10 protein-coding genes are annotated in these 11,897 nt (G+C 64.7%); 6 read left to right on the plus strand and 4 right to left on the minus strand.

What is annotated here, in order from left to right; genetic code table 11:
• The first annotated feature begins 65 nt into the window (after nt 1–65).
• Entirely contained in the window at nt 66–860 is a 795-nt protein-coding gene (locus KUV82_RS00460; protein WP_219954957.1) for a glycosyltransferase family 2 protein, read from the plus strand.
• The gene (locus KUV82_RS00465) at nt 857–1,552 is read left to right on the plus strand and encodes a TVP38/TMEM64 family protein (RefSeq protein ID WP_219954958.1); all 696 of its coding nucleotides are present in this window, start codon (nt 857–859) and stop codon (nt 1,550–1,552) included. The genes KUV82_RS00460 and KUV82_RS00465 overlap by 4 nt, the downstream gene beginning before the upstream one ends.
• 3 nt (nt 1,553–1,555) lie before the next feature.
• On the opposite strand, the gene KUV82_RS00470 is transcribed toward KUV82_RS00465, so the two are convergent.
• A complete protein-coding gene (locus KUV82_RS00470) occupies nt 1,556–2,338 on the minus strand; it encodes a 3'(2'),5'-bisphosphate nucleotidase CysQ (protein ID WP_219954959.1) in 783 nt (260 codons plus the stop codon).
• A gap of 118 nt (nt 2,339–2,456) precedes the next feature.
• On the opposite strand from KUV82_RS00470, the gene sucC reads away from it, so the two are divergent.
• Entirely contained in the window at nt 2,457–3,656 is a 1,200-nt protein-coding gene (sucC, locus tag KUV82_RS00475) for an ADP-forming succinate--CoA ligase subunit beta (protein WP_219954960.1), read from the plus strand.
• 74 nt (nt 3,657–3,730) lie between these two features.
• On the opposite strand, the gene KUV82_RS00480 is transcribed toward sucC, so the two are convergent.
• Nucleotides 3,731–4,249 (minus strand): DUF6265 family protein, encoded by a 519-nt coding sequence (locus tag KUV82_RS00480; protein ID WP_219954961.1) that lies wholly within the window; start codon nt 4,247–4,249, stop codon nt 3,731–3,733.
• A 202-nt stretch (nt 4,250–4,451) separates the two neighbouring features.
• Here KUV82_RS00480 and KUV82_RS00485 point away from each other — a divergent pair, with 202 nt between their 5' ends.
• The 3 genes from KUV82_RS00485 to KUV82_RS00495 all read left to right on the plus strand — a co-directional run bounded on the left by KUV82_RS00485 (nt 4,452) and on the right by KUV82_RS00495 (nt 7,143).
• Nucleotides 4,452–5,198, plus strand: coding sequence for an electron transfer flavoprotein subunit beta/FixA family protein (locus tag KUV82_RS00485; protein ID WP_219954962.1), 747 nt, complete (start codon nt 4,452–4,454; stop codon nt 5,196–5,198).
• Between the two features lie 27 nt (nt 5,199–5,225).
• On the plus strand, nt 5,226–6,155 hold the full coding sequence (locus KUV82_RS00490) for an electron transfer flavoprotein subunit alpha/FixB family protein (protein ID WP_219954963.1): 930 nt from the start codon (nt 5,226–5,228) through the stop codon (nt 6,153–6,155).
• A 61-nt stretch (nt 6,156–6,216) separates the two neighbouring features.
• Nucleotides 6,217–7,143, plus strand: a complete 927-nt coding sequence (locus tag KUV82_RS00495; protein ID WP_219954964.1) for an energy transducer TonB — start codon at nt 6,217–6,219, stop codon at nt 7,141–7,143.
• A gap of 10 nt (nt 7,144–7,153) precedes the next feature.
• On the opposite strand, the gene KUV82_RS00500 is transcribed toward KUV82_RS00495, so the two are convergent.
• Nucleotides 7,154–8,365 carry a DUF445 domain-containing protein gene (locus KUV82_RS00500; RefSeq protein WP_219956156.1) on the minus strand — a complete coding sequence of 404 codons (1,212 nt, stop codon included), beginning with the start codon at nt 8,363–8,365 and terminating at the stop codon, nt 7,154–7,156.
• Between the two features lie 65 nt (nt 8,366–8,430).
• Nucleotides 8,431–11,892, minus strand: a complete 3,462-nt coding sequence (locus KUV82_RS00505; RefSeq protein WP_219954965.1) for an efflux RND transporter permease subunit — start codon at nt 11,890–11,892, stop codon at nt 8,431–8,433.
• Nucleotides 11,893–11,897: the final 5 nt, after the last annotated feature.

Raw genomic sequence — 11,897 nt, forward strand, 5'->3', positions numbered from 1 at the left:
ACCTCCGTTTTACCACGGTCTGCGAAGGTGGCCTGGGGGCCATCCCCTAAGATCCTGGAGGATTCATGATTGACGGACGCAAGGTGGCGGTTGTTCTGCCGGCCTACAACGCAGCGAAGACTTTGCAGCAGACCTACGAAGAGCTGCCGCACGATATCGTCGACGACGTCATCCTCACCGACGACAAGAGCAGCGACGAAACCATCGCGCTGGCCAAGAAGCTCGGCATCCACACGCTCGCCCACACCCGCAACAAGGGATACGGCGGCAACCAGAAGTCCTGCTACGCCGCCGCCCTGGCGCGCGGTGCGGACATCGTGGTCATGGTCCACCCGGACTATCAGTACAGCCCGCGCCTCGTGAGCGCGATGGCGAGCATGATCGCCTCGGACCACTACGACGCCGTGTTCGCCTCGCGCATCCTCGGAAATGGTGCGCTCAAGGGCGGCATGCCGGTCTACAAGTACATTGCGAACCGCTTCCTCACCGCGACGCAGAACCTGCTGATGGGCCAGAAGCTGTCGGAATATCACACCGGCTACCGCGCCTGGAGCCGCGAGGCGCTTGAAAAGCTGCCGCTGATGAATTGCTCGGACGATTTCGTGTTCGACAACCAGATGATCACGCAGGCCGCATGGTTCGGCCTGCGGATGGGCGAAATCAGCTGCCCGACCCGCTATTTCGAAGAAGCCTCGAGCATCAATTTCTGGCGCTCGTCGGTCTATGGCATCGGCTGCCTCCAGTCGGCTGCGCAGTACCGGCTTGCCAAGCTCGGTCTCATGAAGGCCGCCATCTTCGAGACGGGCGCCGAGCGCACGCTCGACGAGCCGACCCGCCAGGCGGTTCTCGCAAGCCTGTGATCCCTTCCCGCCTCCTCCAGGTCGGCGCGGGCCTTGCCGTGGGCGGCGCGATAGCCGGCGCCTTCGTGTTGAGCCGTGTGCCGCGTGCCCGCGAATGGCTCGAGCAGGCCTTCCTCGTGATCGAGACCAACGCCGCGAGCAATCTCGTGTGGTTCGCACTCGGCCAGGTCCTTGTCGCGGCCTGCGGCATCCTGCCCGCCGCGATCATGGCGGTCATGGCCGGCGCGATCTACGGCGTGTGGAAGGGCATGGCGATCTCGATCGTGTGCACCATGCTCGGCGGATGGCTTGCCTTTCTCCTCAGCCGCAGCTTCCTGCGTCCGGTCGTCGCCCGCATGATGAACCGGCACGCAGCTTCCGCGCGGTTCGACCGCTCGGTCGGCCAGGAAGGCTGGCGCTTCGTGTGCCTGCTGCGCGTGTCCCCGATCATGCCCTTTGCCGCGACCAGCTATGGCCTGGGCCTGACCGATATCAGCCAGCGCGATTTCCTGCTCGGCACGACGGCCTCGCTGCCCTCGCTGCTTGGTTATGTTGCGCTCGGCGCTTTCGGCATGGAGGGGCTCGTGATGGGCACGAGTGGCGCAGGGCCGCTGCAATGGGGCCTGCTGGCTGCTGGCATCCTGACCGTGATCTGGGCGATCCTGCGCGTCGGCCGGCTGATGAAGACCTCGCTCGCGGCCGAACCGGCCTGAGGCTCAGGCCTTCCCCATCCCGGCTATCCGGCTTGCCAGCCGATCAACCGCCGCACCGTGGATGTCGGGCGCGCTGACCAGCACGCCGAAGGCTCGCGGATCGCGTTTGTTGTAGTCGAGCTTGTTGCCATAGGCGTCGCTCACCGCCGCGCCTGCTTCGCGCGCGATCAGGCCGGCGGCGGCCACATCCCATTCGAATCCCCAGCGGACCGTGGCCACAAGGTCGGCTTCGTCCGCCGCCACCATCGCGATGCGCAGGGCGATCGAGTTGGGCTGGTCGACCGCCACAAGGTCACTTTCGTTCTTCGGCAACTCGTGCGCGGGGATTCGCGAACCGGTAAACTCCGCGCGGGTGCTCGCGCTCAGCTTGGTGGAGTTGCGATAGGCGCCCTGCCCCGCAACCGCCTGCCAGGTCTCGCCCCGGGCCGGCGCGCACAGCGACCCGATCAGCGGCCGTCCATTGCTGATCAGCGCGACCGAGACCGCCCAGCCCGTGCGCCCGCGAATGAAATCGCGCGTGCCGTCCACCGGATCGACCAGCCAGATGAGGTCGTGACCGAGGCGCGAGGGGTCATCGGCGGTTTCTTCCGACAGCCAGCCGGCCGAGGGCAGCAGCGCGCCCAGCTCGCGCTTCAGGAAAGCGTCGACGGCAAGGTCCGCTTCGCACACCGGGTCGCCGGGCTTTTTCTCCCATGCGTTGAGGTCGTTACCCGTGCCCGGCCACAGGTCATAGGCAATCCGCCCCGCTTCGGAGACGATGGATTCAAGGCGTGCGCTGTCGATCATGGGTGCTGGCATCGCAGATGCAGCGGAAAGTCGGTCTTTTCAAGCGGCCCCAGACATGCTTATGGCCCCTGCGACTCTCTTTCCCCCAACGCGCACAGTGCGAAGGACGAAGCTTCCCATGAACATTCACGAATATCAGGCCAAGGAACTGCTCGCGAAATACGGTATCGGCATCCCTGCCGGACACGCGGCCCTCACCGTCGAAGAAGCGGTCGAAGGCGCCAAGCAGCTTCCCGGTCCCCTTTACGTCGTGAAGGCGCAGATCCACGCCGGCGGCCGCGGCAAGGGCAAGTTCAAGGAACTCGGCCCCGATGCGAAGGGCGGCGTGCGCCTCTCGAAGAGCATCGAAGAGGTCGAAGCCAACGCCAAGGAAATGCTCGGCAACACGCTGGTCACCGTGCAGACCGGTGACGCGGGCAAGCAGGTCAACCGCCTCTACGTGACCGACGGCGTCGACATCGCCGAAGAATACTACCTTTCGATGCTGGTCGACCGCGCCACCGGCCGTGTCGCCATGATCGTCTCGACCGAAGGCGGCATGGACATCGAGGAAGTCGCGCATTCGACTCCGGAAAAGATCACCACCATCACCATCGACCCGGCGCAGGGCTTCATGCCCCACCATGGCCGTGCGGTGGCCTTCGCGCTCAAGCTGACGGGCGATCTCAACAAGCAGGCGCAGAAGCTGGCCCGCCAGCTCTACACCGCCTTCATGGACCTCGATTGCGAAATGCTCGAGATCAACCCGCTGGTCGAAACCGAAGACGGCAACCTGCTCGTCCTCGACACCAAGATGAGCTTCGACGGCAACGCCCTGTTCCGCCACAAGGACGTGGAAGCGCTTCGCGACGAGACCGAGGAAGACCCGGCCGAAGTCGAAGCCAGCGAATACGACCTCGCCTACATCAAGCTCGACGGCAACATCGGCTGCATGGTCAACGGCGCGGGCCTCGCCATGGCGACGATGGACATTATCAAGCTGAATGGCGCCTTCCCGGCAAACTTCCTCGACGTAGGCGGTGGCGCCACCACCGAGAAGGTGACGGCCGCGTTCAAGATCATCCTCAAGGACCCGGCGGTCGAGGGTATCCTCGTCAACATCTTCGGCGGCATCATGAAGTGCGACGTCATCGCCAATGGCATCGTCCAGGCGGCCAAGGACGTGAACCTTTCGGTTCCGCTGGTCGTGCGCCTTGAAGGCACCAATGTCGAAGAGGGCAAGGCCATCCTCGACAACTCGGGCCTGGCCATTGTCAGCGCCGACGACCTTGGCGACGCCGCCAAGAAGATCGTCGCCGAGGTGAAGCAGGCCGCCTGACGCCCCTTTTCACTATTTGCGATTCCAGAGCGGACGAGGGGGCAACCCTTCGTCCGCTTTTTCGTGAGCGTTGCTCAGCCTGGATCGCCCAGCCGCGCAAAGCGGAAGAACAATTCTCCGCCCGACTGCATGCGCACCGCCGCAACCAGTCCATCGGCGCCGTCCTCGCGCTCATCGCAGCGCAGCGTCAGCGCGTGAAAGTAGGCGGCACAGGGCTCCACGGCGACGAGGCGGAAGGTCAGCATGCCGTCCTTCTCCTCCCAGCCGGTCAGGTCCGCGTTGAAATGCTTGAGGCGCAGGACCAGCGTGCCCTCTTCCTCCATCAGGTAGAGGTGTTCGGTGAACTGGATGGTCTCGGCATCCGCCATCTGGACGAAGGTCCCGACCATGGTGTTGCCGGTAGGCGGTAGCCAGCTTTCCATCGCCGGCTTGCCGCCAATACCCTCGCCCGCCCACTGCCCGACAAGCCAGTCGATCTGGTCGAGCGTGGCCGCAGGCGGCGCATGGTCTTCGGGAGCGAGGCGGGTCTCCCCGGCGGCGAGCGGTGCCGCAATTGTGGCTGCAACAGCAGCAAAAAGGGGCCAGACGCGCATGCGAAACCTCCTGTCTACGAGGGGGAAACTATGCCCGCCGCGGTGCATAGTAAAGCTGGACGAAGCGCCCGCTTGACCTGGCCCCCGCCGCGCGCGAGGGATCGGTCCGGACGTCGCAGCCAACGGGCCCTGCCGAACTTGACGTTTACGTAAACGCGAGCTAGGCGGTCCGCACAGATTCTATCGAGAGGAAGGTATTCGCATGAAAATCCTCGTCCCCGTGAAGCGGGTGATCGACTACAACGTCAAGCCGCGGGTCAAGGCCGACGGTTCGGGCGTCGATCTTGCCAACGTCAAGATGAGCATGAACCCCTTCGACGAGATCGCCGTCGAAGAAGCCATTCGCATCAAGGAAGCCGGCAAGGCGGAAGAGATCATCGCAGTCAGCGTTGGTCCGGCCAAGGCCCAGGAAACGCTGCGCACCGCGCTCGCCATGGGTGCCGACCGCGCGATCCTCGTCGAAACCGATGACGAAGTGGAACCGCTGGCCGTTGCCAAGATCCTCAAGGCCATCGCCGACGAGGAAACCCCGGGCATCGTGATGCTGGGCAAGCAGGCGATCGACGACGATTCGAACCAGACCGGCCAGATGCTCGCCGCCCTCATGGGCCGTCCGCAGGGCACCTTCGCCAACACCGTCGAAGTCGAAGGCGACAGCGTCACCGTGAAGCGTGAAGTCGATGGCGGCCTGCAGACCGTCAAGCTGACGCTGCCGGCGATCGTCACCACCGACCTGCGCCTGAACGAGCCGCGCTACGCATCGCTGCCGAACATCATGAAGGCGAAGAAGAAGCCGCTCGATACCAAGAGCCCGGCCGATTACGGCGTCGACACCGCGCCGCGCCTCAAGACGACCAATGTCTCCGAACCGCCGGTCCGCCAGGCGGGCGAGAAGGTCGAAGACGTCGACGCTCTGGTCGCCAAGATCAAAGCCCTCGGCATCGCCTAAGCCAATCCAGCGAGAAGGAAGACAGACATGAAAACCCTCGTTTGGGTCGAACACGACAACTCCAGCGTCGCCGACGCGACCCTGGCCGCCGTCACCGCCGCTTCGAAGCTCGGTGAGGTTCACCTGCTCGTCGCCGGTTCGGGCTGCCGCTCGGTCGCCGACGAAGCCGCGAAGATCGCCGGCGTCGGCAAGGTCCACCTCGCCGATGACGCCGCCTACGCCAACGCGCTGGCCGAAAACGTCGCGCCGCTGGTGGCCGACCTGATGGGCCACCACGACGCGTTCGTGGCGCCTGCCACCACCACCGGCAAGAACATCGCGCCGCGCGTCGCAGCCCTGCTCGACGTGATGCAGATTTCGGACATCCTCTCGGTCGAAGGCGACAAGACCTTCACCCGTCCGATCTACGCCGGCAACGCCATCGCCACGGTCGAATCGAGCGATGCGAAGCTCGTCATCACCGTGCGCGGCACCGCCTTTGAAAAGGCCGCTGCCGAAGGCGGTTCGGCTTCGGTGGAAGAGGTTTCGGGTCCTGGCGATGCCGGCCTCTCGGCCTTCGTCAGCGAAGAGATCGCCGAAAGCGACCGTCCGGAACTCACCAGCGCCAAGGTCATCGTTTCGGGCGGCCGCGCGCTGAAGGATTCGGAAACCTTCGAGCAGGTCATCACCCCGCTCGCCGACAAGCTCGGCGCCGGCATCGGCGCCAGCCGCGCTGCGGTCGATGCAGGCTACGTGCCCAACGATTACCAGGTCGGCCAGACCGGCAAGATCGTGGCACCGGAAGTCTACATCGCCATCGGCATCTCGGGTGCGATCCAGCACCTTGCCGGCATGAAGGATTCCAAGACCATCATCGCCATCAACAAGGACGAAGACGCCCCGATCTTCCAGGTCGCGGACATCGGCCTTGTTGCCGACCTGTTCAAGGCAGTGCCGGAACTTACCGAAAAACTCTGATTGATTATCAGAGCGAGGTCGATAACCCTCCCGGTCACCAGATCGGGAGGGTTTTTCTTTGTTGGGTCGCACCATCTACTTTTTGGCAGCAGGTAGTCTGCTGGTCGCCGCGCCTGCTTATGCTCAGGATGAGCCGCCTGTTGTCGTCGCCCCATCGGCGCCCTGGGAAGTGGACTTTGCGGCCAACCGCTGCCGGGCCGCGCGGACGTTCGGCACCGGCGAAGAGCGTACGCTCTTGCTTCTCGAACAGATCACGCCCTCAAGGTCTCCGAGATGGGTCATGGCCGGCGCGGTTGCCGAGGACATGAAGTCAGGTGGCCCTGTCTCGGTGCAGTTCGGACCTGGCCTCGACGCCTGGGAGATGGAGGGCAAGAAGAGGACGACCCTCGGGAGCTTTGGCGCTGCTTATCGTTCGGCGTCGATGCGCAAGCCGGACCTGGATTGGAGACGCCTTTCCAAGAAGGCTCGCGAGCACACACCCGAGGAGAGCGAGGAGCTGGAGGAGCCGGTCGGGCTCGGCCTTCTCGATGTAGAGGAAGGCCGGTCGATCGACTGGGTTTCCTTCCAGCGCGGCAAGCGTCCTGCGCAGCGCCTGGACACGGGAAATCTAGGCCAGCTCTTCGAACTGCTCAACACGTGCATGAGCGACCTGGTGCGCACCTGGGGTGTCGACGTGGAAGCCCATGCGAGGCGCGCAAAAGCTCCTGAGCCGCTCAATATCGAAGAAATTGCGCGGCGCATCCAGCAATACTACCCGGGCAGAGCCGAACGATGGGGCAGGCAGGCCGATCTTAGCCTTCGTGTGCTGATCGACGAGGAAGGCGCACCCACCAAGTGCCAGATCGTGAACGTATCGGTCGCGGAGAATTTCGATGACCGGGCCTGCGAGGAATTCATGAAGGTCGGGAAGTTCAAGCCTGCCCTCGATATCGACGGGGCTCCGATGGCGTCCTTCTACGCCACGACGATAGCTTACAGGCTGCGCTGATCCTTCGGGATCAGATCACATAGACATCCAGCGTGTGGATGGTCATGCCGACCAGCCCGCCGACCAGCGTGCCGTTGATGCGGATGAACTGGAGGTCGCGGCCCACCGCGCTTTCGACGCGGTCGGTGATGGTCTGGGCGTCCCAGCGCTTCACCGTTTCGGATACGAGTCGCACGATCTGGTCGCCGTAGCGCGTGGCAACGCCCACGGCGGTGCGGCGGGCGAAGCGGTTGACCTGGCGTTGCAGGCGCTCGTCGTCGCGCAGCGCAGCGCCCAGTTCGCCCAGCGTCTCGCCGATGTAGCCGTGGCCCGTCCCGCCCGAGGTGCGGATTGTGTTGATGAGATTGGCGCGCAGCCGCTCCCACACGCCCTGCCACCAGTCGCCGATCGCGGGGTTTTCGAGCAGTTCGCGCTTCATGCGCTCGACCCGCTCCTGCATCTCGGGATCTTCGCGCAGGCCCTTGGCAAGCTCCTGCAGGCCTTCCTCGATCTTGTCGCGCAGGGGGTGCTCGGGATCGACGAGGACTTCGGCGAGCAGCTTGTAGAGCCCGTCGAGCACCGAATTGGCGAGGCGTTCGTCAAGGCCGGTGAAGCGCAGCACGCTGTTGGCGCGCTTGTGCACCATGTCGCGCACCAGCGTCTCGTTGTCTTCCAGCACGAGGCCGGCCCAGCGGATGATCTTGTCGATCAGCGGCTTGTGCCGGCCGTCGGCGATCATGGCGTCGAGCATTCCGCCGAGCAGCGGCGCGATGTCGAGCTTGCCGAGCTGGCTCTTGATGCCGGAGCGCACCTGCCCGCCGAGCCGGTCGGGATCGAGCGATTCCAGCACTTCGATGGCCAGCTCGCCCGCGCCTGCCCGGATCCGCGAATCCTTGGCGGACTTGGGATCCGCCAGGTAGCTGCCGACCGCATGGGCGAGGTTCATCGAACCCATGCGCCGTCCGACGACAGCGGGGGTGAGGAAGTTCTCGCGCAGGAAGCCCGCCATCGTGTCGGCGATGCGGTCCTTGTTTTCCGGGATGATCGCGGTGTGCGGGATCGGCAGGCCGAGTGGGTGGCGGAACAGCGCGGTGACCGCGAACCAGTCGGCAAGGCCGCCTACCATGGCAGCTTCGGCAAAGGCGTGGAGGTAGCCCCAGGCCGGATGCACATCGAGATAGCGGCCCGACCACAGGAACAGCGCGGCCATGAGGACGATGAGCCCCGTGGCCGTGCGCCGCATCATGCGCGCACGGTCAGGGGGTATCGGGGGACCGGCTAGTCGCAGGCCCGCAGGCGCGCCATCGCTCACTCCGCGGGTTCGGCCCCGGGCTGGGAACCGGGATAGGGCCGCGTATCGTCACCATCCTTGTAGGTCAGCAGGCGATTGCGCAGCCAGGGGCCGGCACGCTTTTCGAAGCCATCCGCCAGGCTGAAGCCGGCCGGTACGATCAGCAGGGTGAGCAGCGTCGAGAGGATGAGGCCCCCGATCACCACCGTGCCCATCGGCGCGCGCCAGGCGCCGTCGCCCGAGCCGAGGACGCCCGACATCGCGGTCGGCACCATGCCCGCAGTCATGGCGACCGTGGTCATGACGATCGGCTGCGCGCGCTTGTGGCCAGCATCGATAATCGCGGTCAGCTTGCGCGTGCCCTTGTCCATTTCCTCGATGGCGAAGTCGATCAGCAGGATCGAGTTCTTCGAGACGATGCCCAGCAGCAGCAGGATACCGATATAGACCGGCATCGACTGCGGCTGGCCGAAGAGCCAGACGAGCAGGATACCGCCCAGCGGCGCGAGCGCGAGGCTGGTCATGTTGACCAGCGGGCTCATCAGGCGCTTGTAGAGCAGCACCAGCACCGCGAACACCAGCAGCACGCCCGAGACGATGGCGATCAGCAAGCTGGTCATCAGCTCCTGCTGCCATTCGTCTTCGCCGACCACGTCGCGGATCACGCCCTGCGGCAGGTCCTGCAGGATCGGCAGCGCATCGATCTCGGCCTGCGCCTCACCCTTGACCACGCCCTGGGCGAGGTCGGCGCCCACCAGAACGCGGCGGTTCTGGTTGTAGCGCTGGATGGTCGTCGGACCGGAACCGAAGGTCACCTCGGCCACGCGCGAGAGCGGGACAGAGCCGCCGTTCGACGTCTGCACCGGCAGGTTCTTGATCGTCTCGAGATCCTCGCGCGACTGTTCGGGCAGCTTGACGCGGATCGGGATCTGGCGGTCGGACAGCGAGAATTTCGCCGCGTTCTGCTCGATCTCGCCCATGGTCGCGATACGGATCGTCTGGCTCAGCGCGACGGTGGTCACGCCGAGTTCGGCGGCGAGGTCTTCGCGCGGCTTGATGATCAGCTCGGGCCTGTTGATGTCGGCGCTGATGCGCGGGGCGACGAGCGAATCGATGCCCTTCATCTGCTCCACCAGCGTCGCCGCGGTTTCGTTGAGCAGTTCGGGATTGGAGCCGGCGAGCATGATGGTCATGTCACGGCCCGATCCGAAACCGCCCGACTGCGAGGCAAAGCGCACGCGGGCGTCGGCGATCTGGGCGAAGGTCGGCGCCAGCGAACGTTCGAAATCGATCGAGGTACGCTCGCGGTCCTCGCGCAGCGTGATGTAGATCGTCGCGCGATCCTGGCGGACACGTTCGAGCGCGAGTTCGACTTCCTGCTGCGCGTAGAGGATGTCCACGACCTGGTCGGTGACGCGTTCGGTTGTCTCGAGCGTGGTGCCCGGCACCATTTCGATCTCGATGCGGCTGTTCTCGTCGTCGATCACCGGCTGGAACTGGGCCGGGACGATGCCGAAGAGGAGAATGGTCAGCAGCAGCGAGAAATAGCCGACGCCCAGCATCCACACGCGGTGGTCGAGGAACCGCGCGTAGAGATACTGCCATGCCTGCGCCAGATGGCTGCCAAGACGGCGCATGATGAACCCGGTGACGCGGAAGAACAGCAGCGTCGCGAGGAAGCCTGCACCCAGGGCCAAGGCCAGCTGGGTGATCCCGACCAGTTTGGCAATGAAGCCTTCGAATGCGTTCGCATCGGGGCCGGCAATCATGTCGGGAATGCCGAACTGCTGGATCATGCCAGAGACCGTAAAGGTCACCATGGCCGAGATGACCAGCGCGGCGATCACCACCAGGAGCAGCGAGAGCACATAGAGCCAGCGACGGCGGGGGCCTTCCACGCCTTCGCGCATGGCATACATCTTGCCGCGGTCGAGCGACCAGGCGAGGATGTTCATGTAACGGTCCATCATCGGGCCTTCGCCGTGCGCCGCCTGCCCCTTCGCCTTGAGGAAGTAGGCCGCCAGCATCGGTGTGATCATGCGGGCCACGGCCAGCGACATCAGCACCGCGACAACCACCGTGAAGCCGAAGTTCTTGAAGAACTGACCCGAAATGCCCGGCATGGCGCCGACAGGGAAGAACACCGCGACGATACAGAAACTGGTCGCCACAACCGGCAGGCCGATTTCGTCGGCCGCGTCGATTGATGCCTGGTAGGCGGTCTTGCCCATGCGCATGTGTCTGACGATGTTCTCGATCTCCACGATCGCGTCATCGACGAGCACGCCGGCCACCAGCGCCAGCGCCAGCAGGGACAATTGGTTCAGGTTGAACCCCAGGAGGTCCATGAACCAGAAGGTCGGGATGGCGGAAAGCGGGATCGCGACCGCCGAAATGGCGGTGGCGCGCCAGTCGCGCAGGAAGAAGAACACCACGACCACGGCGAGGATCGCGCCCTCGATCATCGCGGCCATGGCGCTTTCGTACTGGTCCTTCGTGTACTTGACCGTGTTGAAGAGCGGGATGAACTTCACGCCTGGGTTGGCGGCTTCGATCTGTTCGATCTTCTGGAGCGCTTCTTCGTAAACGGTCACGTCCGAGGCGCCCTTGGCGCGGCTCATCGCGAAGTTCACGACCTCCTTGTCGCGCACCTTACTGATCGATGTGCGTTCGGAGAAGCCGTCGCGCACGGTGGCGACATCGGCGAGCTTCACGGTGCGGCCGCCGCCGATCTGGATCTGGCGCTGGCTCAGCTCATAGGCGTCGGCGCTGTTGCCGAGGACGCGGACCGACTGGCGGGTGCCGCCGACTTCGGCCATGCCGCCCGCCGCGTCGATGTTGCTCTGGCGCAGCACGCCGTTGATCTGGCTGGCAGTCACGCCAAGCGCCTGCATGCGCGGCAGGTCGAGGATGACCTCGATCTCGCGGTCGACCCCGCCGAAGCGGTTGACTTCGGCCATGCCCTCGATGCTCAGGAGCTGCTTGGCGACGGTGTCGTCGATGAACCAGCTCAGGCCCTCGATGGTCATGTCGTCGGCTTCAACGGCGTAAATCGCCAGGAAGCCGCCGGAGATTTCCTCTTTTGTCACACGCGGCTCGAGGATCCCGTCGGGCAGCGAGCCGCGGATCGTGTCGACCGCGTTCTTGACCTCGGCAACGGCGTCGTTGGGATCGGTGCCGATCTCGAATTCGATGAACGTGCTCGAATTGCCTTCGCGCGCGGTCGAGTTGATCGAATTCACCCCGTTGATCGAGCGCACGGCGGACTCGACCCGCTGGGTGATCTGGTTCTCGATTTCGGTCGGCGCGGCGCCGGGCTGCGAGATCGAGACGTTGACCGCCGGGAACTCGATGTCCGGGTTGTTGACCACGTCCATCCGGGCGAAGCTGATGAGCCCCGCAATCAGCAGCGCGGTGAAGGCGACCAGCGGAATAACCGGGTTGCGGATCGACCAGGCAGAGATGTTGCGAAAGTTCATGGGTC

The organism is Qipengyuania flava (assembly GCF_019448255.1).
Classification (GTDB): domain Bacteria; phylum Pseudomonadota; class Alphaproteobacteria; order Sphingomonadales; family Sphingomonadaceae; genus Qipengyuania; species Qipengyuania flava_A.